The 23142-nt window shown below is 68.8% G+C and carries 24 protein-coding genes; 15 read left to right on the top strand and 9 right to left on the bottom strand.

What is annotated here, in order from left to right; genetic code table 11:
• Nucleotides 1-11: 11 nt before the first annotated feature.
• Nucleotides 12-1664: a cytochrome-c oxidase, cbb3-type subunit I gene (gene ccoN / locus QO010_RS18720; protein WP_307351712.1), complete on the bottom strand. Its 1653-nt coding sequence runs from the start codon at nucleotides 1662-1664 to the stop codon at nucleotides 12-14.
• Between the two features lie 137 nt (nucleotides 1665-1801).
• On the opposite strand from ccoN, the gene QO010_RS18715 reads away from it, so the two are divergent.
• Genes QO010_RS18715 through QO010_RS18700 form a run of 4 tightly spaced genes read left to right on the top strand, consistent with a single transcriptional unit; the run spans nucleotide 1802 to nucleotide 3870 of the window.
• Complete coding sequence (locus QO010_RS18715; RefSeq protein ID WP_307351711.1) at nucleotides 1802-2122, top strand: hypothetical protein; 321 nt, start codon at nucleotides 1802-1804, stop codon at nucleotides 2120-2122.
• Entirely contained in the window at nucleotides 2049-2639 is a 591-nt protein-coding gene (locus QO010_RS18710; protein ID WP_307351709.1) for a DNA-3-methyladenine glycosylase I, read from the top strand. Before QO010_RS18715 ends, QO010_RS18710 begins: the two co-directional genes overlap by 74 nt.
• Nucleotides 2639-3256, top strand: a complete 618-nt coding sequence (gene rnhB, locus QO010_RS18705) for a ribonuclease HII (protein WP_307351707.1) — start codon at nucleotides 2639-2641, stop codon at nucleotides 3254-3256. Before QO010_RS18710 ends, rnhB begins: the two co-directional genes overlap by 1 nt.
• Complete coding sequence (locus QO010_RS18700; protein WP_307351704.1) at nucleotides 3256-3870, top strand: exopolysaccharide biosynthesis protein; 615 nt, start codon at nucleotides 3256-3258, stop codon at nucleotides 3868-3870. Before rnhB ends, QO010_RS18700 begins: the two co-directional genes overlap by 1 nt.
• Here the strand turns inward: QO010_RS18700 and QO010_RS18695 are convergent, their stop codons facing one another.
• Nucleotides 3871-6048: a hybrid sensor histidine kinase/response regulator gene (locus QO010_RS18695; protein WP_307351702.1), complete on the bottom strand. Its 2178-nt coding sequence runs from the start codon at nucleotides 6046-6048 to the stop codon at nucleotides 3871-3873.
• Between the two features lie 101 nt (nucleotides 6049-6149).
• Nucleotides 6150-7172 (bottom strand): DUF2272 domain-containing protein, encoded by a 1023-nt coding sequence (locus tag QO010_RS18690; RefSeq protein WP_307351700.1) that lies wholly within the window; start codon nucleotides 7170-7172, stop codon nucleotides 6150-6152.
• A 92-nt stretch (nucleotides 7173-7264) separates the two neighbouring features.
• On the opposite strand from QO010_RS18690, the gene QO010_RS18685 reads away from it, so the two are divergent.
• Entirely contained in the window at nucleotides 7265-8344 is a 1080-nt protein-coding gene (locus QO010_RS18685; RefSeq protein WP_307351698.1) for a site-specific DNA-methyltransferase, read from the top strand.
• Between the two features lie 174 nt (nucleotides 8345-8518).
• On the opposite strand, the gene mutY is transcribed toward QO010_RS18685, so the two are convergent.
• A complete protein-coding gene (mutY, locus tag QO010_RS18680) occupies nucleotides 8519-9541 on the bottom strand; it encodes an A/G-specific adenine glycosylase (protein WP_307351696.1) in 1023 nt (340 codons plus the stop codon).
• 25 nt (nucleotides 9542-9566) lie between these two features.
• Here mutY and QO010_RS18675 point away from each other — a divergent pair, with 25 nt between their 5' ends.
• From QO010_RS18675 to QO010_RS18665, 3 genes are all read left to right on the top strand, one after another.
• Nucleotides 9567-10112, top strand: a complete 546-nt coding sequence (locus QO010_RS18675) for a DUF721 domain-containing protein (RefSeq protein WP_307351695.1) — start codon at nucleotides 9567-9569, stop codon at nucleotides 10110-10112.
• Nucleotides 10113-10230: 118 nt separating this feature from the next.
• Nucleotides 10231-10890 (top strand): DsbA family protein, encoded by a 660-nt coding sequence (locus QO010_RS18670; RefSeq protein WP_307351692.1) that lies wholly within the window; start codon nucleotides 10231-10233, stop codon nucleotides 10888-10890.
• Between the two features lie 13 nt (nucleotides 10891-10903).
• Nucleotides 10904-14347 (top strand): AAA family ATPase, encoded by a 3444-nt coding sequence (locus QO010_RS18665; RefSeq protein WP_307351690.1) that lies wholly within the window; start codon nucleotides 10904-10906, stop codon nucleotides 14345-14347.
• 655 nt (nucleotides 14348-15002) lie between these two features.
• On the opposite strand, the gene QO010_RS18660 is transcribed toward QO010_RS18665, so the two are convergent.
• From QO010_RS18660 to QO010_RS18650, 3 genes are read right to left on the bottom strand one after another with little or no spacing between them, the layout of a single operon-like run.
• Nucleotides 15003-17069 carry an alkaline phosphatase D family protein gene (locus QO010_RS18660; protein ID WP_307351687.1) on the bottom strand — a complete coding sequence of 689 codons (2067 nt, stop codon included), beginning with the start codon at nucleotides 17067-17069 and terminating at the stop codon, nucleotides 15003-15005.
• 9 nt (nucleotides 17070-17078) lie between these two features.
• Entirely contained in the window at nucleotides 17079-17792 is a 714-nt protein-coding gene (locus QO010_RS18655; RefSeq protein ID WP_307351685.1) for a helix-turn-helix domain-containing protein, read from the bottom strand.
• A gap of 3 nt (nucleotides 17793-17795) precedes the next feature.
• Nucleotides 17796-18215, bottom strand: coding sequence for a P-loop NTPase family protein (locus tag QO010_RS18650; RefSeq protein WP_307351682.1), 420 nt, complete (start codon nucleotides 18213-18215; stop codon nucleotides 17796-17798).
• Nucleotides 18216-18259: 44 nt separating this feature from the next.
• On the opposite strand from QO010_RS18650, the gene QO010_RS18645 reads away from it, so the two are divergent.
• The 7 genes from QO010_RS18645 (at nucleotide 18260) to QO010_RS18615 (ending at nucleotide 21801) form a co-directional block, all read left to right on the top strand.
• Complete coding sequence (locus QO010_RS18645) at nucleotides 18260-18442, top strand: DUF3606 domain-containing protein (RefSeq protein ID WP_307351680.1); 183 nt, start codon at nucleotides 18260-18262, stop codon at nucleotides 18440-18442.
• 219 nt (nucleotides 18443-18661) lie between these two features.
• Nucleotides 18662-19024 (top strand): AtpZ/AtpI family protein, encoded by a 363-nt coding sequence (locus tag QO010_RS18640; RefSeq protein ID WP_307351677.1) that lies wholly within the window; start codon nucleotides 18662-18664, stop codon nucleotides 19022-19024.
• Nucleotides 19025-19034: 10 nt separating this feature from the next.
• On the top strand, nucleotides 19035-19856 hold the full coding sequence (locus tag QO010_RS18635; protein ID WP_307351674.1) for a F0F1 ATP synthase subunit A: 822 nt from the start codon (nucleotides 19035-19037) through the stop codon (nucleotides 19854-19856).
• Nucleotides 19857-19902: 46 nt separating this feature from the next.
• The gene (locus QO010_RS18630; protein WP_307351671.1) at nucleotides 19903-20127 is read left to right on the top strand and encodes a F0F1 ATP synthase subunit C; all 225 of its coding nucleotides are present in this window, start codon (nucleotides 19903-19905) and stop codon (nucleotides 20125-20127) included.
• A 28-nt stretch (nucleotides 20128-20155) separates the two neighbouring features.
• A complete protein-coding gene (locus QO010_RS18625; protein ID WP_307351670.1) occupies nucleotides 20156-20686 on the top strand; it encodes a F0F1 ATP synthase subunit B family protein in 531 nt (176 codons plus the stop codon).
• A gap of 2 nt (nucleotides 20687-20688) precedes the next feature.
• Nucleotides 20689-21183: a F0F1 ATP synthase subunit B family protein gene (locus QO010_RS18620; protein WP_307351668.1), complete on the top strand. Its 495-nt coding sequence runs from the start codon at nucleotides 20689-20691 to the stop codon at nucleotides 21181-21183.
• Between the two features lie 69 nt (nucleotides 21184-21252).
• On the top strand, nucleotides 21253-21801 hold the full coding sequence (locus QO010_RS18615; protein ID WP_307351666.1) for a hypothetical protein: 549 nt from the start codon (nucleotides 21253-21255) through the stop codon (nucleotides 21799-21801).
• Between the two features lie 5 nt (nucleotides 21802-21806).
• Here QO010_RS18615 and QO010_RS18610 read toward each other — a convergent pair whose 3' ends face one another.
• Complete coding sequence (locus tag QO010_RS18610; RefSeq protein WP_307351663.1) at nucleotides 21807-22259, bottom strand: pyridoxamine 5'-phosphate oxidase family protein; 453 nt, start codon at nucleotides 22257-22259, stop codon at nucleotides 21807-21809.
• A 72-nt stretch (nucleotides 22260-22331) separates the two neighbouring features.
• Nucleotides 22332-22724 (bottom strand): hypothetical protein, encoded by a 393-nt coding sequence (locus QO010_RS18605; protein WP_307351660.1) that lies wholly within the window; start codon nucleotides 22722-22724, stop codon nucleotides 22332-22334.
• Nucleotides 22725-23142 lie beyond the last annotated feature (418 nt).

The raw sequence follows: 23142 nt of genomic DNA, 5'->3' as shown, positions 1-23142 counted from the left end.
GATCGGCCCCCCTACTCGGCCGCGATCAGGACGGGGGCGGTCGGCGCGGCGAGCGTCTGGGCGCTCGGCATGCGGATGGTCCGCCAGATGTTGTAGGACATGATCGCCGCGCCCGAGAGGTACATGAGACCCCCGACCAGGCGGATGACGTTCTCGATATGCTTGGCCGAGACGGTCTCGACGAAGCTGTTGGCCAGGAAGCCCTGCGGCGTGTACTCGCGCCACATCAGGCCCTCCATGATGCCGGAGACCCACATCGCGGCGATGTAGAGCAGGATGCCGGTGGTCGCGATCCAGAAGTGCCATTCGACCAGGCGGTCGGACCAGAGGCCCTTCTTCTTCCACAGCCACGGGACCATGCAGTAGACGGCCGCGAAGCTGATGAAGCCGACCCAGCCCAGGGCGCCGGAATGCACGTGGCCGATGGTCCAGTCGGTGTAGTGGGAAAGGGCGTTGACCTCGCGGATCGACATCAGCGGACCCTCGAAGGTCGACATGCCGTAGAAGGCGAGCGCCACGACCATCATGCGGACCACCGCGTCGGTGCGCAGCTTGTCCCAGGCCCCCGACAGGGTCATCAGGCCGTTGATCATGCCGCCCCAGCTGGGCATCCACAGCATGATCGAGAAGGTGGCCCCCAGGGTCTGGGCCCATTGCGGCAGGGCCGTGTAGTGCAGGTGGTGCGGGCCGGCCCAGATGTAGATGAAGATCAGCGACCAGAAGTGCACGATCGACAGGCGGTAGCTGTAGACCGGCCGTTCGACCCGCTTGGGCACGAAATAATACATCATCCCCAGGAAGCCGGCGGTCAGGAAGAAGCCGACGGCGTTGTGGCCGTACCACCACTGCACCAGGGCGTCCTGGACCCCGGCATAGGCCGAGTAGCTGCGGTGATTGAGCAGGCCGACCGGCAGGGCCGCGTTGTTGACCAGGTGCAGGACGGCGATGGTGACGATGAAGGCCAGGTAGAACCAGTTGGCCACGTAGATGTGGGGTTCCTTGCGCTTCCAGAGCGTGCCCAGGAAGACCAGCAGGTAGGCGACCCAGACGATGGTCAGCCACAGGTCCACATACCATTCCGGTTCGGCGTATTCGCGGGACTGGGTGATGCCGGCCAGGTAGCCGGTGGCCGCCAGGACCAGGAACAGCTGGTAACCCCAGAACACGAACCAGGGCAGGATGCCGCCGAACAGCCGCGCCTTGCAGGTGCGCTGGACGACCCAGAACGAGGTGGCGATCAGGGCGTTGCCGCCGAACGCGAAGATGACCCCCGAGGTGTGGAGGGGCCGCAAGCGTCCGAAATTCAGCCAGCCGGCCTCGGGGAAATAGAACAGCCGCGGCCAGGCCAGCTGGGCGGCGATCAGCGCCCCCGCCGCCAGGCCGGCGATGGCCCAGAACAGGGTGGCGATCACCCCGGCCCGGATCACCCCGTCCTCGTAGCGGTTTGGATCGTAGCGGAAGCGGCCGTTGGCGATGCCGACGGTCATTACCCCGGCGGCCAGCAGGAAGGCGGTCAGGAAGATGAGGCTGGAGAACCGGAACAGCGGGTCCTGGGTCAGGGCGCTCATCAGAAAGGCGACGAACGCCCCGATCCCGGTGAAGACATAGAGGGCCTGGGCGCCCCAGGGGGCGCTATCCGGCGGGTTGATAGCTGGCTGCGTCATGATTCTCCGGCCCACGCCTCGAACAGGCCGCCTCAATGCCGCAGTGCGGGAGGGCGGGCCTTGCGCCAGATCAAGGCAGGCCAAAAACCGATGACGCAGGATGTCGCAGCCTAGGAAGGACAGGGTCGGCGATGCGGATGTTCCAGGACGACAAATCGGTGCGCGAGGCCTGGCTGGCGCTGTCCGCCTCGGCCCTGAGCGGCGCCGTGGCGGCGATGGGCGTGGCCATTGCGCATGTGACCCGGATGGGCGGAACGATCTGCGGCGAGAACCCGGCGGTCTTGCCCCATTGCGCGGCCTGCTACGCCGCGCCCCTGCTCGCGTTGTTGGCGCTGGCCGCATTTGTGAAGAGCCGGCGGACGGCCCTGCCGGCTATGATCGGGCATGACCCAGGATCCGAATCGCTGCGGCTGGCGCGGCATGGCGGGCGACCCGCTCTACGAGGCCTATCACGATAACGAATGGGGCGTTCCGGAGTACGACAGCCGGGCGCTCTGGGAGAAGCTGGTGCTGGACGGCTTCCAGGCGGGCCTCGCCTGGATCACCATCCTCAGAAAGCGCGAGGCCTTCCGGGCCGCCTTTGAGGGTTTCGACCCCGAGAAGATCGCCCTCTATGGCGAGGCCGACCGCGCCCGGCTGATGGCCGACGCCGGCATCGTGCGCTCCAACGCCAAGATCGACGCGGCGATCGGCGGGGCGAAAATCTATCTGGCCATGCGCGACCGCGGCGAGGACTTCAGCAAATTCTGCTGGGACCATGTCGGCGGCGCGCCGATCCAGAACCGCTGGACGCAGATCGGCCAGGTGCCGGCCCAGACACCGGAGGCGGTCGAGCTCTCCAAATCGCTGAAGGCCAAGGGCTTCAAGTTCGTCGGGCCGGTGATCGTCTATGCCTGGATGCAGGCCGTGGGCATGGTCAACGACCATTTGACTCATTGCTTCCGTCACGAGGCGGTGCGAAAGGCCGCGCGCTGATGGCGAAATCCGGCCCCCACCTGCTGCTCGAACGCGCCTGTCCGACTCCGGTCTGCGGAGTGGACGAGGCCGGGCGCGGGCCGATGGCCGGACCGGTCAGCGCCGCCGCTGTCATCCTCGATCCGCACCGGCGCCTGCCCAAGGGCCTCAACGATTCCAAGAAGCTCACCGCCGCCCAGCGCGAGGATCTGGAGTTCGAGATCAAGGCCAGGGCCATAGCCTTCGCGGTCGGCTTCGCCAGCGTCGAGGAAATCGCCCAGCTCAACATCCTGCACGCGGCGGGCTTGGCCATGCGCCGGGCGGTGGAGGCCCTTAGCGTCCAGCCCGTCTATGCGCTGGTTGACGGCAATTACCGCTTCGCCCTGCCCTGCGAGGTCAAGACGGTGGTCGGGGGCGACGGGGTCTGCGCCTCGATCGCAGCGGCCTCGATCCTGGCCAAGGTGGCGCGCGACCGGGTGATGGTCGAACTGGATGGCCAGTTTCCGGGTTATGGCTTCGCCATTCACAAGGGCTATGGCGTGCCTGGTCATCTGAAGGCGGTCCGCGAACTGGGTCCGTGCGAAATTCATCGCCTGAGCTGGGCGCCCCTGCGCGCCCTGCTGGAGACGCCGGCCTGATGCCGACCGAGGCGCTGCATCTGTCGGCCATGCTGGCCGACCTGGCCGAGGACCGCGACGGACCGATCAGCCTGGGCGAAATCATCGATCATTTCGGGCCGCGGGCCTTCGGAGCGGTGCTGTTCGTCTTCGCCATCCCCAACCTGCTGCCCCTGCCGCCGGGCAGCACGACGGTGCTGGGGATGCCGCTGCTGATCGCCGCGCCGCAACTGGCCCTGGGCTCGCGCAAGCCCTGGATTCCCCGCTTCCTGACGCGGCGCACCATCGAGGCCCGCACGCTGGCGTCCGCCTGCCGGCGGGCCATACCCTGGATCGAGCGGGTCGAGCGGCTGACCGAACCCAGGCTGGGATTCATGTTCGGCCGGGCGGGCGACATCGCCATCGGCGCGGTCTGCACTCTGCTGGCGGCGGTGCTGATCCTGCCGATTCCATTGGGAAATATGCTGCCAGCCGCGGCGGTGGCGGCGCTGTCGCTCAGCCTGGTCCAGCGCGATGGCCTCTTGACCCTGATCGGCTATCTGATCGCGGCGACCAGCGCCGGGGTGCTGGTGCTGAGCGGCCACATCGTCTGGCGGGCGGTCGAGAAGCTGGGGAGCATGGTCGGGCTCTGGTGATCACCCCGCCAGCCGCTCGTCCTCACCCGCGATGAGCCGGGCGATCTCGGCGAGCAGGGCGGCCGGGGCGATGGGCTTGGCGACCACGCCGTCCATGCCGGCCGCCAGATACTGGGCCTTCTGGTGAACCATGACATTGGCGGTCAGGCCGATGATCGGGGTGCGGGCCGCCTCGCCCGGCAGGGCGCGGATGGCCCGGGTGGCCTCGACGCCGTCCATGCGCGGCATCTGGATGTCCATCAGGATCAGGTCAAAGACACCGTTTCGCGCGGCGTCCAAGGCCGACGCACCGTCCTCGGCCTCGTGGATGCGGGCGCCCAGGCGGGTCAGCAGGGTCCGGGCCATCAGGCGGTTGGTGGCGTTGTCGTCGACCAGCAGCAGGGTCAGCCCCTCCAGCAGGTCCTCGCCCATCGCCGGGGCGGCGACCTGGTCGGCGGCCGGGGCGTCGAAGTCCAGCCAGAAGGTCGAGCCCTGGCCTTCGCGGCTGGTGAAACCGATCTCGCCGCCCATCATTTGCGCCAAGGCCTGGGTGATCGAAAGCCCCAGGCCCGCGCCGCCGAACCGGCGGGCGGTGTCGCTCTCGCCCTGGCGGAAGCGCTCGAAGAGGTGGCTCTGCGCCTGCGCGCTCATGCCGATGCCGGTGTCCTCGACCTCCAGCCGGACATGGCGGCGGCCGCTCTCATCCGACACGGCCAGCCGGGCGGCGACATGGCCACGGGACGTGAATTTCACCGCGTTGCCCAGCAGGTTGAACATCGCCTGGCGCAGGCGCACCGGATCGACCGCGATCCACAGCCCCTCGCCCTGGATATCGCAGGTGAGGGCCACGCCCTTGGCCCGCGCCTGGCCCTCGAGCAGCCCGACGACGGCGCGCAGGGCCTCGGCGGGGTCGGTCGGCTCGGGGACCAGGTCTAGCTGGCCGGCCTCGATCTTGGAGAAGTCGAGGACGTCGTTGAGCAGCTGGGAGAGCATGCGGCCGCAGTCCTGGGCCTGGCGCATCAGTTCGCGCCCTTCCAGCGAGATGGTCTCCCGCTCCAGCAGGGTCAGGGCGCCCAGCACGCCGTTCATCGGGGTGCGGATCTCGTGGCTGACATTGGCCAGGAACTCGGCCTTGGCCTGGTTGGCCGATTCCGCCTCGGCCTTGGCCTCCAGCAGGGCGGCGTCGGCGGCCACCTTGCCGGTGACGTCGCGGCTGATGTCGATGACGCCGACCGGGACGCCGTCCTCGCAGACCAGCTTGGCGTTGCACTGCAGCCAGAGCCAGTGGCCTTCGCGGTGACGGACCCGCAGGGTGAAGGCCTCGGAGCGGCGGTGATCGGCCAGCATCCGGCCAACTCCGGCCGCCACCTGGGCGTGATCGTCGGGGTGGATGAAGTCCATCCGCTGCATGCCGATCAGGGTTTCGGGATCGTAGCCCAGCACCGACAGGCTGGCCGGCGAAACATACTGGTGACGGCCCTCCATGTCGCAGCGGACGATGATGTCGGTGACGTTCTCGGCCAGCACCTGGTAGCTGTTCAGGTTGGCGTTCAGCCGCCGCTGCGCCTGCTGCACCGAGGGGGTCTCGAGCGCGCGGCCCAGGTTGAAGATGGCGCTGAGACCCAGGGCCATCCACACCGGCGCCAGCTGGCGCCAGTCGCCGCCCTGGGCGATGACCATCAGGCTGAGGCTGGCGCCGGCCGGCAGGATGCCCGCCGCCAGGAAGACGACCGGAGCGTTGTAGTAGAGCAGCACGCAGACCAGGCCGACGGCGATCAGCATGGCCAGGCCTGTCGCCTCGCCCGCCGGGGTTCCCGTCGCCCAGAACATCAGGCTGAGGGTCAGCCACCACAGGTTGGTGGCGCCGTAGTTGGCCAGGAAGTTCGCGCGCGTTCGCCAGCCTATGGGCTGTCTGCGAGCCTGGATGCGGGTGGCGAACCAACCCCACACCTCCAGACCCAGATTGCCGGCGACCCAGGCCGCGCTGGCCTGCCAGGGCAGCAGAAACAGGCCCATCAGCCCGCCCAGCAGGCCCAGGACCATCTTGACCGGGGTGACGGGATGGATGGCGGCGGCGGCCTCGTCCATCCGCCGGGCGAAGGATACGGCGCGCGGCGCGCCGTCCCAGCGGCCCGCGCCGATTGCCCGCGCGCCCTCTCCCGCTCCACCGGCGGCGACGGCTTTTTCCGGCAGCGTCATTAGAAGGAATTCTTCCCCATCGCAGGCCGAACAGTGGGTATTTGGGGTAACAGGTTCGCTAATCCCGGCCGCGACAAATTGGCTCGCTGGGATGGTCGGGGTCAGCCCGGGCAACCCGTCCTGGCCAATCCCCGCCGCCGCGCGGCCGCCTGATCTTTCCAATCCGCCGTCGGCACGGCCTCGATCCTGGCGCAGGGGTCCGGCGGGCCTTCGACGCGCAACGCCAAAGCCCAGGGCCGGACGTTGCTGCGGGTCAGGCGGCCCTGGCGGTCGAGCGGGGTCAGGGTGGCGGTGACGGCGTTGCGGGTGTTGCCGCCGATCGAGGTCACGTAGCGCCGGCCGACCCGCACGACGATGTCGCAATGGGCGGGGAAGTCGGTCGTCGTCGACAGCAGCCGGTCGCGGAAGGCTTTGGGCGTGGGCATGTCGTTGGCCGCCGCGACACCGGGCCTGGGGAAACAGATCAGGTCGCCGGCGGCGGGGCGGTAGGCGTCGATCAGGACCAACGACCCAGGTCGGCGTTGGGCGGCGCGGCGCAGGTAGCCGGTGTGGTAGGGGCTGGGTTCGAACCAGGCGGCGCCGGCCTTGCGCAGGGTCCAGGAGATGAAGGCGCCCGACCAGGCGGTCCACCAGCCCGGATAATAGCCGCCGGCGCTCTCGCCCCGGCCCAGCGGCAGCTGGCGGTCGGCGAAGCGGCGGACCTGGGCGATGCGGCCGGCATAGTCCGGATCGGTCAGCTCCCAATAGGCGCGGATGCGGTCATAGACGGCCGGGTCGTCCTCGGCATAGCCGAAGCGGATCTGGCGCTCGACAGCCGGGGCCACGCCCTTGAACAGCGGATAGACGGGTGGAACAGCCGTCGCCAGCGCCGGGTCCAGACCCAGTTCGCCGGGAAGGCGGGCCTCGGCGCCCTGCCCCGCCGGCGCGATCAGCACGGTGGGATAGTTGAACTTCGACCACTCGCAGACCGCCAGATGGACGATGCGGCGCCGCTCGGACCACGAGGCCGGGATGGGACCGGTCCAGCAGGTCGCCGGGTCATAGGCTTTCGAGACCGGCGGCCGCGGCTGGGCGGCGGCCGTAGCGGTGAGCAGGCAGATCAGGGCGACCGCCACCAGCCGCACGGGCGTTAGGCTTTGCGTAACCACGATTCCTAACGGCCCCTTCACCATGCAGACTCCAGAATCCCGGACCGATTTGAGGTTAGGGGCTTTTGATGTCGAGTGCGGCGGAAACCATCATTCACGGCGAATGCATCGAGGCGCTGCGGGCCATGCCCGACAAGTCCGTCGACCTGGTCTTCGCCGACCCGCCCTATAATCTGCAGTTGGGCGGCGACCTGCTGCGGCCGGACAATTCCAAGGTCGACGCGGTCGACGACCACTGGGACCAGTTCGAGAGCTTCGCGGCCTACGACAAGTTCAGCCGTGAATGGCTCAGCGAATGCCAGCGCGTCCTCAAGGACGACGGCGCCCTGTGGGTGATCGGCAGCTATCACAACATCTTCCGGGTCGGGACCATCCTGCAGGACCTGGGCTTCTGGATCCTCAACGACGTGGTCTGGCGCAAGGCCAACCCCATGCCCAACTTCAAGGGCACCCGCTTCACCAACGCCCATGAGACCCTGATCTGGGCCAGCAAGGGTCGGGGCGCCCGCCGCTACACCTTCAACTACGACGCCATGAAGATGGCCAATGACGAGGTGCAGATGCGTTCGGACTGGACCCTGCCGCTGTGCACGGGCGAGGAGCGCATCAAGAACGGGTCCGGCGACAAGGCCCACCCGACCCAGAAGCCCGAGGCGCTGCTGCACCGGGTGATCCTCTCCTCGACCCGGCCGGGCGACGTGATCCTGGATCCCTTCTTCGGGGTCGGCACCACCGGCGCGGCCGCCAAGCGGCTGGGCCGCCGCTTCATCGGCATCGAGCGCGAGGCGGAATATGTCGAACTGGCCCGCCAGCGCATCGCCAAGGTCATCCCCGTGCCGCTGGCCGACCTGGACGTCATGGGCTCCAAGCGCTCGGAGCCGCGCGTCCCCTTCGGCCAGATCGTCGAGGCGGGCCTCCTGACCCCCGGCGACATGCTCTACGACCCCAAGGGCCAGCGCGCCGCCAAGGTGCGGGCCGACGGCAGCCTGGTGGTCGGCGACCTGACCGGCTCGATCCACAAGATCGGCGCCATGGTCCAGTCCCAGCCGGCCTGCAACGGCTGGACCTACTGGCACTTCAAGACCGACAAGGGCCTGGCGCCGATCGATGTGCTGCGGGCCAAGGTGCGGGCGGAGATGGCGGCTTAGTCGTTCGCAGCCAAGTCCGAAGGAATTTGTCCACGAACCACACGAACCACACGAACCTGCGGCGCTAACCCGTGACCAATTGGCCGAAGGCCCCTGGAAACAAGCCCTTCGGGGTGGGGCTCAGGTCAGCGCGGGCCCGTTCGTGTGGTTCGTGTGGTTCGTGGACAATCTTCCCTATAGGCCGAGACCCACCCGAGCGGCCTTCAGGAATACGCTCGGCATTGCCTCTAGGCCCGAACGATCCGTCCATTCGACATCTGGGGCATCACTCTCCGCCCGCATGACTCGCAAGGTCAGGGCGAAGTGGGTGAAGACGTGCTCGATGGAGCCGGCGCCCTTCCAAGCGGCTGACACCGGCGCCACCGCTAGCGCCTCGGCATCGGTCCAGGGCATAGCGCGCCAGTCGGTCGTGGGTAGGGCCAGCATGCCGCCCAGCAAGCCCTTCGGTGGGCGCCGAACCAAGGCGACCTTGCCGCCTTTCGTCAGCAGCCAGGCGACGCCGTGGCGGCGGGGGCGGTCGGCTTTGGGGGACTTCTTGGGATAGGCGTCCGAGCAGGCGGCGCAGTCGGCCAGCAACGGACAGATCGTGCAGAGCGGCGACTTGGGCCGGCAGACCGTGGCGCCCAGGTCCATCAGCGCCTGGGCCCAGTCGCCGGGGCGGTCGTCGGCGACCAGGCGGGCGGCCAGGGCCTTCAGCTCCGGCTTGGCCTCCGGGAGCGGCGTTTCGACCGCATAGAGCCGGGCCATGACCCGCTCGACATTGCCGTCGACCACATTGGCCGGTCGGTCGAAGGCGATGGCGGCGACGGCCGCGGCGGTGTAGGCGCCCACCCCCGGCAATGCCCGCAGGCCCTCCTCCGTGTCGGGAACGACGCCGCCATGATCGGCCGCGACCGCCCTGGCGCAGGCCAGCAGGTTGCGGGCCCGGGCGTAGTAGCCCAGCCCCGCCCAGGCGGCCATGACGTCGGCGTCGGGCGCGGCGGCCAGGGCGCTGACCGTCGGCCAGCGGCTGGTGAAGGTCAGGAAATAGGGCGTGGCGTGCGGCACGGTGGTCTGCTGCAGCATCACCTCCGACAGCCAGACGAAATAGGGGTCGGCCCGCCGCCCGCTGTGCGGCGGGACCCGCCAGGGCAGGGCCCGGGCGTTTTCGTCGTACCAGGCCAGCAGCCGGGCGCGGAGGGCGGCGACGTCGCTCATCGGCTGGGCTATACAACTCAACGCCATGCGCCGTCCCCTGCCCGACCCCAGCGAAGTCGCCGAAATCCTGGCCCGCCGCCGGACCAAGCCGACCCCGCGCCCGCCGCCCGCCGCGGCCCGCTCGCTGGGCCCGCTGCTCAAGAGCCTGGAGGCCAAATTCGGCCAGGGGGCCGGGGCGCTTCAAACCAATTGGCGCGAGATCGTCGGCGAGACCCTGGCCCGGCACACCGAGCCGGTGAAGCTGGTCAAGACCCGGACAGGTTCGATCCTTGAGTTGCGGGTCGCCGGGCCGGCCGCAGCTATCGTCCAGCACCAGGCGCCCGATATCCTGGCCCGCGCCTCCATGAAGCTGGGCGAGGGCGAGGTGACCAAGCTGCGCATCGTCCAGGGGCCCATCCGCGGCCCTGGCCTGGCCGCCCGGCCCATGGCCGGCCGCAAGCGGACCAAGCCGCCCCTGGACGCCGCCGCCGAGCAGGCGCTGGCCGAGGGGCTGGCCGACCAACCCGACGGCCCGCTGAAGACCGCTCTGGAACGGCTCGGACGCGAGATCCTGCGGCAAGGGGGCCGTTGACAACCTGCCCTTCCGGCGCGCTTCTCCGCCATCGATAGGCCGGATTGTCACGCCATCTGAGACTCGGGCGGGAATCGCCTTTAACTGAACGATCGAACTTTAAGGAGGGGAAGCCATCATGACGCTTCTGAACCGTCGCGGCTTCGCCGCTGGATCAATGCTGCTGGGCCTGGGTCTGGCGGGGGGCCTGACCGCGACTCTGGCGGGCTGCAACTCCAGCGCCACCAAGGTCGAGACCGAGGACATGACCCTGGGCGATCCCAAGGCGCCGATCACCATGATCGAATACGCCTCGGTGGCCTGCCCGCACTGCGCGGCCTTCAACAACGACGTCTGGCCGGAGTTCAAGAAGAAGTATGTCGACACCGGCAAGGTCTATTACGTCTCGCGCGAGATGCTGACCGGCGAGCCCTCGGTCGCCGCCGCCGGCTTCCTGATCGCCCGCTGCGCCGGCAAGGACAAGTATTTCACCGTTACCGACCAGATCTATCACAGCCAGCCGGAGATGTTCGCCGACCGCTCCGTCTCGGGGGCCCGCGCCGTGCTGCAACGCATCGCCAACTCGGCCGGCCTGTCGGACGAACAGTTCGAAAAATGCATCAACGACACCAAGGCCCTGGACGAGCTCAACAAGCGCAACCAGAAATACGGGACCCGCGACAAGATCGAGGGCACCCCGACCTTCCTCATGAACGGCAAGCAGGTCGCCGACGGTGAGGTGACCATGGCCCAGATGGACGCCGCCGTCGCCGCCACCATGGCCGACCTCAAGAAGTAAGGCCCACACAGAAGTGCACTTCCAGAGGCTTCGACTGACGGGCTTCAAGTCCTTCGTCGACCCCACCGAATTCCGGATCGAACCGGGACTGACGGGGGTGGTCGGGCCGAACGGCTGCGGCAAGTCGAATCTTCTGGAAGCCCTGCGCTGGGTGATGGGGGCCAATTCCGCCAAGGCCATGCGGGCCGGCGGCATGGACGAGGTGATCTTCAACGGGGCCGGCAGCCGCCCCGGGCGCAACCATGCCGAAGTCGCCCTGACCATCGACAATTCCGACCACACCGCCCCCGCCGCCTTCAACAGCCATCCGGTGCTGGAGGTGGTGCGGCGCATCGACCGGGGCGAGGGCTCGACCTATCGCATCAACGGCCGCGAGGTCCGCGCCCGAGATGTGCAGCTACTGTTCGCCGACGCCTCGACCGGGGCCAACAGCCCGGCCCTGGTCCGCCAGGGCCAGATCAGCGAACTGATCGCCGCCAAGCCGCAGAACCGCCGCCGCATCCTGGAAGAGGCCGGCGGGGTTTCCGGGCTGCACACCCGCCGCCACGAGGCCGAGCTGCGGCTGCGGGCCGCCGAGACCAACCTGACCCGGCTGGACGACGTCATCCGCGAGCTGGACGCCTCCCTGGCCCGGCTGAAGCGCGAGGCGCGGGCGGCCGAGAAATACAAGAAGCTGTCGGCCGAGATCCGCGCCGTGCAGAGCGCGGTGCTGTTCACCCGCTGGAGCGAGGCGCGTGACACTCTGCAAAGGGTCGAGGACGAGTCCTCCAACAGCCTGCGTCTGGTCGAGACCACCGCCCGCGATGCGTCCGCCGCCATGGCCGAGGCGCTGAAGGCCGAGGAGGCGATCAAGCCGCTGCGCGAAGAGGCGACCATCGCCGCCGCCGTGCTGCACCAGCTGGCCATCGAGAAGGACCGCATCGAGCGCGAGGTCGAGGCCGCCGCCGCGGAGGTCGCCCGCCTGACCGCCGAGCTGGAGCGGATCGAGACCGACCGGGCCCGCGAGGACCACATCGTCGAGGACGCCGCCGAGGCGCTCGAACGGCTGGCCGCCGACATCGCCGCCGTGGAGGCGCAGATCGCCGGCGCGCCCGAGCGCCTGCCCGGCCTGCAGACCGCCGCCCGCGAGGCCGAGGAAGCCCGGGCCCGCGCCGACGGCGAGGTCGAGGCCCTGGCCGCCTCGGTCGCCGCCGACGAGGCCCGCCGCCGCGCCGCCGAGGCCCGCATCGAGGACGCCCGCAGCCGGCTGAACCGCACCGTCCGGGCCCTCGACCAGGCCAAGGTCGAGCGCGCCGCCATCGGCCCCGCCGTCGACCCCGCCGCCGCCGAGGCCAAGGCCCGGTTTGACACCGCTGAAGCCGCCCTGACCGCCGCCCGCGCCGCCCTGGAAATCGCTGAAGCCGAACGGGCCGAGGCCGCCCGCGCCGAAACCCTGGCCCGCGACGCCATGCGCACCGCCGAGGATCAGCTGGGCCGGCTGAAGACCGAGGCCCGCGGCCTAGCGCAGATTTCTGCGCCCAAGACCCGTGGCGGCTTCGCCCCCGCCCTGGATTCGGTTCGGCCGGACCGTGGCCTCGAAATCGCCCTGGCCGCCGCCCTGGGCGAGGACCTGGAAGCCTCGCTCGACGCCAAGGCCCCGGCTCACTGGTCCGGCGGCGACGCCAAGGCTCCGGATTGGCCCAAGGGCGCCAAGCCGCTGGGTCCGCTGGTCCAGGCCCCACCCGAACTGGCCGCCCGCCTGGCCCTGACCGCCCTGGTCGACCGCGCCGACGGCGAGCGGCTGCAGAAGCTGCTGGTCCCCGGCGCCCGGCTGGTTTCCAAGGAAGGCGATCTCTGGCGCTGGGACGGCTTCACCGCCCGGGCCGAGGCGCCCAAGCCCGCCGCCATCCGCCTGGAACAGCGTCGGCGGCTGATCGAGGCCGAGGCCGAGATCGAGCGCCTGACGCCGCAATCCGAGCTCGCCCAGGCCGACCACCGCGCCGCCGGCGTCCGGGTCCGCGCCGCCGAGACCGTGCTGGCCGAGGCCCGCCGCGCCCCGCAGACCATCGAACGCGACCTCGCCCAGGCCCGCGAAGCCCTGGAACGCTTCGACCGCGAGTCAGCCCGTAGAGACGCCCGCGCCCAGTCGCTGGATGAGACCATCGCCCGGTTCGAGGCCGAACGGGCCGAGGCCGAGACCAGCCTGGCCGCCGCCGAGGCCGCCGCCTCCGACGACGGCTCGGGCGAAAGCCTCTCGCCGATGCTCGACCAGGCCCGGGCCGCCGCCAGCGCCGCCCGCGAGGCCGCCGCCCAGGCCCGCAGCGCCGTGGAGATCGAGACCCGCGAACGCGACGGCCGCGCCCGCCGGCTGGAAGCCCTGACCCGCGACCGCGACGACTGGACCCGCCGCTCCACCGCCGCCGCCAAGCGTATCGAGGCCCTGGCCCAGGCCCGGGTCCAGGCCGACGCGGCCCTGAACGCCGCCAAGGACGCCCCGCTCACCATCGAGACCCGCCGCTCCAAGCTGCTCGACGACTACGCCCTGGCCGAGGCCCGCCGGGCCAAGTCCAGCGACGCCCTGGACGCCGGCGAAACCGCCCGCGCCGCCGCCGACCGCGCCTCCAGAGCCGCCGAAGCCGCCGCCGCCGAGGCCCGCGAGCAACGCGCCGGCCTCGCCGCCCGGCTCGACGCCGCCCGCGACCGCTTCGCCGAGATCGCCGCCAACATCCGCGAGACCGCCAAGATCGAGCCCGAGGAACTGGGCCGCCAGATCGCCGACGACGCCATCGCCATTCCCAGAGACGCCGAGGGCATCGAGGCCCACCTCTATGCGCTGGAGCGCGAGCGGGACCTGATCGGTCTCGTCAACCTCCGCGCCGAGGAAGAGAGCGCCGAGCAGGGCGAGCGGGTGAAGCTGCTGAAGTCCGAGCGGGCCGACCTCAACGGCGCCATCACCAAGCTGCGCGAGGGCATCGAGGAGCTGAACGCCGAGGGCCGCCAGCGGCTGATGGCCGCCTTCGACGTGATCAATGGCCACTTCCAGACCCTGTTCCAGGCCCTGTTCGGCGGCGGCCAGGCCGAGCTGAGGCTGATCGAGAGCGACGACCCCCTGGAAGCCGGCCTGGAAATCTACGCCTGCCCGCCCGGCAAGCGCCTCTCGACCATGAGCCTGATGAGCGGCGGCGAGCAGGCCCTGACCGCCTCGGCCCTGATCTTCGGCGTCTTCCTGGCCAACCCGGCCCCGATCTGCGTGCTGGACGAGGTCGACGCCCCGCTGGACGACGCCAATGTCGACCGCTTCTGCAACATGCTCAACGAGATGCGCCAGCGCACCCAGACCCGCTTCATCACCATCACCCACAACCCGGTGACCATGAGCCGGATGGACCGCCTGTTCGGAGTGACCATGGCCGAGCAGGGGGTGTCGCAGCTGGTGTCGGTGGATCTGCAGCAGGCGGCGGCGCTGGCGGCGGAGTAGGCCCTAAGCGGAAACGGCGCGCGTTAAACCCGCTACTCAAGCCCATCCGAAATGATTGCGGACCTGCCCGACCATTTCACCGATTGAGGAGGCTCGGGAGTCATAGAGCCAAGCCGTTGGCACACCAAACTCTCCATAAAAATCCCTAGTCTTATCTGGCGACATCAAAACCAAGGATTCCAGAGACCATCCCATCGCAGCCCATGCCTGCAGATATTCCTCACCTGATGGGCAAACCAAAGTGGGATTTCTATGAAGTATTGGATCGAACCGCAGTGTACTCAGAACATTCACAGAAAAGGGGGCGCCCTTAAGGCGGCCGGTGAGAAGCGATATTTGTTTCTGTATCTCTGCGATCGAATCCTGGGGCGTTTTTCGATCCTCCTGCCAAGCCATGCGCTTCGCATACACACGATTAAATCCGCCTCCTCGAAGGAGGATATATTGGAAGCCAGCTCGCCCTCCCTTCGCCGGAAATGACGCAAGCTCTCTAACTGTCCGAGATTTTCCAGTCTGCGCTTCGCCAAGAATTGTCCAAAGCCGAACTGTGGTCATTCATCCCCCGATCACAACCAATCCTGGTTGCGTCAAAACATACATCCTTCTGCGATTTCGAAAAGGCGAAGGGTGGCGCCGGCCGAAGTGGTCTTGTTAGTTAGATTGACAGGTCGAGTTGGCCTTCAACGATCTGTTGTTCCAGTTTCGGCGGCTGACCCTTTTCCCACAGCGATGCGTGGTGCCGGACTCGATAGGCGACCGGCCCGCCATCCGGTGTCAGAGCCCGCTCCAGCGGTCGCGGGATACAGACGAACTCGGTGTCGAACGCCTCGCGGCTCACCCGCACCTTCACGTAGCCGTGGCCGCCCATGTCGATGAAGCTGAGGTGCGGCGACAGGTCCGGATTGGACTTGGCGCGGGCGGCTTCGGCGTCGCCGGTGGCCAGGTATTCCAGGACCGATTTGACCCCGTGCCTGATCAGCATGTTGACGGTGGGGTCGGGCTCGGCGTCGTTCCTGGGGTTGGAATAGAGGCTGTGCAGCGGATGGGTCTTGGGGCGGTGCTTGTAGGCTTCCACCAGGCCCGGCGCAGAGATCGAGCCGGTGATGAAGGCGACGCCCACCGGTTCGAACGGCTGGGGCGGCAGAGCCTTGCTGGCCAGGCCCGCCCAGAAGCTGTGGCGGTCGCCCGAGACGGTGGCGAAGCCGGTGATGCCGCGGTCACGGACGAAGTCGTAGATCTGGGCCCGCTCGCCGACATAGCCGCTGGGGTCGCCGCCGCCGAAGCTGGCATAGCCCGAGCCCGGCCAAGGGCTGGCGGCCTTGCCGGGCGGCAGGTTCTGGAAATCGGTCCGCATGTCGAGCGTGCCCTGGGAATTGCCCCAGATCTTCCAGGTCGCCGTGGAGCCGGCCAGCCGGTCCAGGAACCAGGCCTTCTGCTCGGCCCCCAGCAGGGTCGCCTGGGGCCGGTCCTTGCAGGGATTGGCAATGGCCTTGCCGCCGAACGGGATGGTCGCCGGCGCGCCGCCGGGATAGTCGCGGCCCCCATCGAAGATCGCCAGAATCTCCTCGGGGATCACGTCCGGGAAGTCGGGACTGCCGAACGGGTCGGCGGCCGGCCCGTCGCTCGGGTCGTCGGTGCGGTAGCTGTGCTGGTCGGTGATGATCAGGTCGACATTGGCCCCGAACCGCAGGGCCCGATAGGCCTTCAGGCTGGCGATGGCGGCCAGGTTGTTGGGTTCCTGGATCAGGCCGTGTTCGTCGACGGGACCGATGGGGGCGTCGGCGACCTCGGGCGCGACGAAGCGGTCCAACTTTGAGGCCCCGGGCTGGCTGACCCGGGCCGGCTGGAACTCGAACCAGGCCTGGTTGGCGGCGACCTTGCGGGTCTGGGCGGGGCGGACGCTGGCGCCGAACTTCTGGACGCTCTGGTAGCCGCGCCAGGAGAATTCATGATTGTCCCACATGGCCACGAAGGGCCAGCGGGCGCGGGCGTCCTGGATGTCGGGGTCGTGCAGATAGGCTTTGTAGACGGCGCGGTAGTCGGCCAGCGTGGTGGGGATGTGGAAGTCGCTGACCTTCTCGCCGCTCTCGTAGCGGACGATGTCGCGCAGGCGGCGGTCGTACATGCCCTGGGGCCGGTCCTCCGGATACCAGACGATCTCGTAGATGAAGTCGCCCAGGTGCAGGACGAAGTCGAGCTGGTCGAGGGGCGAGGCCTGTTCGTCCTCCCAGATCATCTTGCGCCAGGCGTTCTGGGCGCCCTGGTTGGCGTTCTGGCAGCTGACGAAGGTGAAGTTCACCGGGCGGGTGTCGATCAGGGTCGGGGCGGTGCGGGTGCGGCCAATGCGGCTGCCGTTCCCCGCCGCGTCGGTGAAGCGGTAGAAATAGGTGTGGGCGGCCCTCAGCCCCCCGACCAGCACCCGGCAGGTCCAGTCGGTATCGGCGTCCAGCACGGCCTGGGCGGCGGCGACCACGCGCCTGAAGGTCTCGTCTTCGGCGACCTCCACAGTGACGGCGGGCGCGGCCTCGCCCGGCTGCTGTGGGCGGCGGGTCCATAGGATGACCCCGTCGGAGGTCGGATCGCCGGAGGCGACGCCCTCGGGATAGAGGTCGCGGCGCTCGGTCCATTTCAGGCGCGAGGGCCTGGCCTGGGCTGAACCGAAGGCGGCGGCGGCGCCCAGGGCGAGGGCGGCGGCGAGAAGCTGGCGGCGGCTGGCGGTCATGGGGTCAGGCTAGCCCCCCGAGGCGGCGGCGACTTGAACGGAGTTGACCCGCCAGGCGGCCGGGCTGTGGCCGGTCAGGGCGCGGATGCTGCGGCTCATATGGGCCAGGTCCGCGAAGCCCTGCTCATGGGCGATGCGGGTCAGCGAGCCGCGACCAGCCCGCACCGCCTGCCAGGCCCGGCGGGCGCGGGCCTCCAGCCGAAAGAGGCGCGGCGAGGCGCCGAACGCCCGGTGAAAGCCGCGCGCCACCGTCTCCGGCGCCAGGGCGTGATCGGCGGCCCAGGTCCGCAAGCGGCCGGCGGGGTCGTCGGTCAGGTCGGCGGCCAGATGGTCGGTCCAGTGCCCCTCCCCCGCCGCGACGGGCTTCAGGCTGGCGGCCAGGACGGCGCGGGCCTCGCGTGGGTCGCGTTCGGCCAGCCGGGCCAGGGCGTCCGGATCGGCGACCTCGAACCGCCCCTCCAGCCCGTCGTCGAACCAGGGCAGGCGCAGGATCTGCACGTCCCGCCGCCCCTCCGCCCAGTTGGCGTGGCAGTCGAAGGCGGCGTGCAGCAGCACCTGGCCGGGCGCAACGGTGAAGCGCCCGGCGAAGCTGGCCTCGATAAAGCCGCCGGCCAGGACCAGGTTGGCGTAGGGGGCGTCGTGGCGGTGGCGCGGCAGGCTGGGGTCGGGCGGCAGGGTCTCGACCCCCACCTTGATCCGGCGATAGGCGTGCGCCTCACCCATGACTCAGCGCTTGCGGAACTTCTTGGCCTCGGCGGCCATCCCGGCGCCCCAGGGGTCGGGCTCGTCGTCCTCGGCCTGGAACGGCAGGTGGCCGGCCACCCCACGCAGGGCCAGCCAGAGCTGCTGGTTGAACTGGCCGAACATCCGCAGGGGCCGGCGCTTGTTGTCGGTGACGTCCCAGCCGGCGTCCTCGAAGGCCATGACCTGCAGGGCCACCGGCTTCTGGTCGATGCCGTCCCAGTCAGCGGGACGCGGTGTCTCCTCAGCCTGTTCGGCGGTGATGCCGAAGATGGCCAGCGAGCACTCGTCGATCTCGGGAAACTCGTAGCGGCCCTCGGGCGCGGCATAGGCCGGCTTCATCAGCGCCTTGTATTCCAGGGCGTCCACACCGGGCAGGTCGATCAGGCGGCGAAGGCTGGTCATGCCGGCGTTTTAGCACGACAGTCGCGTCCATCAGGGAGTCGAAAATGGCCGGACTGAAAGACAAGCGCGGCTTCATCGACAAGGACCGCCTGGACCTGTCGGAGCGCCAGGCGGTGGAATACTGGATGAAGCGCTGGGGCGTCACCCGCGACCAGCTGACCGCCGCCCACCGCAAGGTCGGCCGGCTGGTCAAGGACATCGCCGCCGAGCTGGGCAAGAAGCGCTGAGCGGCGGGGTGGAAGACGCGACGGCGGCCACGACTCGACCGGCGGGCGCGGCGGCAAGCCTTCGACCCATTGACGCATGCGGGTTTTCACGTTTATTTACAGCAACTTACACCCCTCCCGACAAACCTTGACGCACCGCAGCAAGGCCTATAGGTTCCGCCGCGACCTGACCGGGCCGCGGCGGGACGTCGTGGTCGTTCGCGAACCATTGAACCCGTCATGCCGCACCCGGAAGACCCGAGCCACGGGGCGCTCAAGCGCCTCGACAAGCGGCTCGACGCATTTGAAGCGGGACGCGCCAAACCCGCCGTCCAGGCCGGATCGGATGGCCTGGGGGGAATGGGAAGCGGCTACCGCTTCCTGGGCGAGGTAGTCGGGGGTGTTTTTGTCGGGACCGGCTTGGGCTGGCTCATCGACAAATTCGCCCACACAAGCCCTCTGGGCCTGATCGGCGGTCTGCTGATCGGCACGGGGGTATCCATCTGGGTGGCGATCCGCGGGGCTATGCGGGACGCCAGCAAGTTCGAAGCGACCGTGGACCCCCAGGCCGAGCCTGGCCCGGCCGACGATGAAGACGATTGAAGGGCTAACAATGTCATTCGCCATCGAACCGATGGAACAGTTCATGGTCCACAAGGTGGTGGACATCGCCCCGATCAACATCGGCGGCTTCATGCTGGACATGTCGATCACCAACTCGACGGTGATGATGCTGGTGGCCGCCACCCTCATCTCCATCCTCCTGGCCTTCTCTTCCAGGGGCTCGCTGGTTCCCGGCCGGGTTCAGGCCGTCGGCGAGATCCTGTTCGACCTGATCGACAACACCCTGGTCACCCCGATCATCGGCCATAACGGCAAGCCCTACATCCCGTTCGTCTTCACCATCTTCATGCTGGTGCTGTTCATGAACCTGGGCGGCGTGCTGCTCTCGGTAGGCAGCCTGGGCGGCCAGGAATGGACCTTCACCCCCACGGCCCAGCTGGCGGTAACCGCCACCCTGGCCCTGCTGACCTTCCTCTCGGTGATCGTCATCGGCATCATCAAGAACGGTTTTGGCATCTATAAGCTGTTCGTGCCCTCGGGCATGCCGCTGGCCATGGTCATCGTCATGGTGCCGATCGAGCTGATCAGTTTCCTGGCCCGGCCGCTGACCCTGGCGATGCGTCTGTTCGGCAACATGCTGGGCGGTCACGTGGTCATGTATATCTTCGGCAGCTTCGTGGTCATGCTGGGGGCCATCGGCCTGACCGGCGGGATCGCCACGCTCGGCTTCGTCGGCTCCGCTCTCTCGCTCAGCATGGTCGTGGTGCTGACCGGCCTGGAGCTGGTCGTCGCCGGCCTGCAGGCCTTCGTTTTCGCCGCCCTGGCCACCGTCTACCTGAACGAGGTCGTCAACCTCGGCCACGGGCACTAAAAGACACCAACCGCAACCGTTTCTACCAACCAAGGACTAGAAGACTATGGATCCGACTTCCGCCAAGCTTATCGGCGCTGGCCTCGCCACCATGGGCATGATCGGCGCGGGCGCCGGCCTGGGCATCCTGTTCGGCAACTACCTGCAAGCCGCCATCCGCAACCCCTCGGCCGCCGGTGGCGAGCGCGTGTGGCTGTTCCTGGGCATGGCTCTGACCGAATCGATGGGCATCTTCGCCCTCGTCGTCGCCCTGCTGCTCCGCTACGCCTAAACCTTAGGCCCGCGCCCTAGAGATGATCATGTCCGCATCCGAAACGACCGAAGGCACGGCGCACGCCGAAGCCGGCGGCCTGCCTCAGTTTGACCCGGCCTGGTGGCCGGGCCAGATCGCCTGGTTCCTGATCATCTTCCTGGCCGTCTTCATCCTGATGCGCACCATCTTCGTGCCGCGCATCGGGGGGACCATCGCCAACCGCGATGCGACCATCGAAGGCGACATCGCCAGGGCGCGGCAGCTGAAGGACGAGGCTGACGCCCAGGTCCAGGCCGCCGCCGCCGAGACCGCCGCCGCGCGGGCTTCGTCGCAGAAGCTGGCGTCCGAAGCCCGGGCCAAGGCCCAGGCCGAGATCGCCGCGGGCCTGGCCAAGGAGGAAGCCAAGCTGGCCGAATCCACCGCCAAGGCCGAGGCGTCCATCGCCGAGGCCCGTGACAAGGCCATGGGCGGGGTGCGGGCGATCGCCATCGACACCGCCCAGGCCATCGTCGGCAAGCTGACCGGCAAGCCGGCCAGCGCCGCCGAGATCGAAGCCGCGCTCGCGGCCAGGGGATAGTAATGATTGAACTTTTGCAGGACGCCCACTTCTGGGTCGGCGTCGCCCTGGTCATCTTCCTGGGCATCCTCGGCTATGCCGGGGTGCATAAGATCGCCTGGAAGCTGCTGGGCGAGCGGGGCCTCAAGGTCCAGGCCCAGCTCGACGAGGCCGGCAAGCTGCGCGCCGAGGCCGAGGCCCTGCTGGTGCAGATCAAGGCCCAGCGCGAGGCGGCCGAAAAGCAGGCCGCCCTGATGCTGGAAACCGCCAAGGAAGACGCCATCCGCCTGGGCGCCGAAGCCAAGGTCAAGCTCGACGAGCAGATCAAGCGTCGCGCGGCTCTCGCCGAGCGCAAGATCGCCACCGCCCAGGCCCAGGCCGAAGCGGACGTGAAGGCCGCGGCCGCCGACCTGGCGACCCAGGCCGCCGAGACCGTGCTGGCCGCCCGTATCGCCGGGGCCAAGTCCGACCCGCTGATCGACGCGGCGGTCAAGACGCTGGCTCAGCGTCTCCAGTAGTTGCCGCAATCCTGCTTCGGTTGAGGGTTAGACCCCTCACCGGGACGTTTCCGTCGGGGTGAGGCTCCAATGCTGAAACGATGGCTGACTGCCGGCGCCCTGGCGCTGGCGCTTTCCGGGTTCGCCGCGGGCGAGGCCAGCGCGCTGCAGGCCAAGTGCCTGTGGGAAAACCTACCGCCCTATACCCGCAAGGCCATGCTGACCGCCTATCGCGACAAGGGCATCAACGCCCTCAACACGGTCAGCGTCTCCGAAGCCGACATGGCGATGCTGCCCAAGGCCTGTGGCCTGGACGAAGGCAACAGCGACCTGGCCAGCCAGATGATCGGCGCCTACATGCTGGAAATGGGCGCCAGCGCGGTGATGACCGAGCGGTTCGGCCTGCCCGTCGGGGCCCTGGACCGCAGCTGGAACGGCCTTTCCGACAACACCCGCGGCCGCATGCGGCTCTATGCCGTGCAGATCATGGCCGGCCGCAAAGTGGCCGACAATCCGATCAACGACGGGGTGGCCGCCATGCGCGACAGCCTCAATATCCAGAGCCCCGAGGCCATCACCCAGTTGGTCGCCTACAGCCTGGGCCGCGCCCTGCGCGAGGCGCGGGAAGCCGGGCAGTAAGGGGACTAGACCGTCACCAGATCGGTGTGAGCGAAGCCCTTGGTATAGTCGAGCACCGAGATCACCTTCGGGGTCAGGCGAAACAGGCGCACCTGCGAGGGATCCGGCATCGGCAGGTCCAGCCCCGGCTGGGGCGGATAGCGCGACATGATCAGGCCCATTATCCGCCGGGCCTCGGCCGGATCGGAAACCGCCTCGGCGCGGGCCGCCATCGACAGGCCGGTGATCTCCATCACCTGGGGACTGTCATGATCGATGGTCAGGGACACCCGGTCGTCCCGCGCCAGATTGGCGGCCTTCTGGCTTTCCGGACCGCAGAGGAAATAGAGGGTCAGGCCCTCGCTGGCATAGCCCACGGTCGTGGCCTGCGGCCAGCCGTCCGGCCTGAGCGTGGCGAGCGACATGATCTTGTGCTCGTCCAGGATCGACAGAATCTTCCGCCGCAGGGCCTCGTCCATGACCGTCTCCATCCTACGGATCGAGACTGTCGCCGGCGCCGCCAGCCGGCCTTGACCTGCGTCAAGCCGGCCCTAAAGCGGCGAGCGCTTGCGGATCGAACGGCGCCAGCGCTTGAGCACCCGCGAGCCGGGCCTGCGGAGGAACAGCTTTTCCGTGCGCAGCATCGACTGCCAGGCCACGGCCATCACCTCCGGATCGCGGCGCAGCAGGCGGCGCAGCGGGAAGATGATCTTGGGGTGGGCGCGCTGGAAGCGGATGAACTGCCGCTTGGCCCGGAAGCTGTTGCGCAGCACCAGCATCAGCCCGGCCACCGTCAGCGGCACGCCCAGCGGCCCCGGCAGAGGGGCGATGACGAAGCCGGCGACGATCAGCACCAGACCCAGGCCGATCAGCAGCCAGCGCACCGCCCGCGCCAGCGCATAGCTGGCGCGCAGATCGGCGACCGGGTGGCGGAGGCTGGACATGGCGAAGGTCAAGACGGTGGGCTCAAGGGGTTGGAACGGTGCGTCGTCCCCCCCCGTCCCCGTTGGAATCCGGCTGAGCGCGTCGCTTCAGTCCTGATATGGGCTTCCCATTTCAGGCGTAAAGGCGCCGGGGGCCTTTATGACCAAGACTTCACAGAACCGAGAGCGGTTTGCGCAAAGTGATGCATCGCCGCCACGGTTCGTGACCTGTTCTTCACCATTGTTCCCCCTCTGGGGGAACAGCCCCGGAGGGGCGAGGGGGCTGCATCCACGGGCGCCCGTGGATGCAGCCCCCTTCGGCCTTTCAGGCCACTTCCCCCAGAGGAGACCTTTGCATAAGGCCGCCGATGGCCGCGGAAGGTTGGTAAGAGGGTGGCTTAGCCTTTGCCGAGCGGGGGCGGCAGGCGCTTGGCGAGCT

The organism is Caulobacter ginsengisoli (assembly GCF_030814835.1).
Classification (GTDB): Bacteria; Pseudomonadota; Alphaproteobacteria; order Caulobacterales; family Caulobacteraceae; genus Caulobacter; species Caulobacter ginsengisoli.
This window is presented reverse-complemented; position numbering and strand designations above follow the sequence as displayed.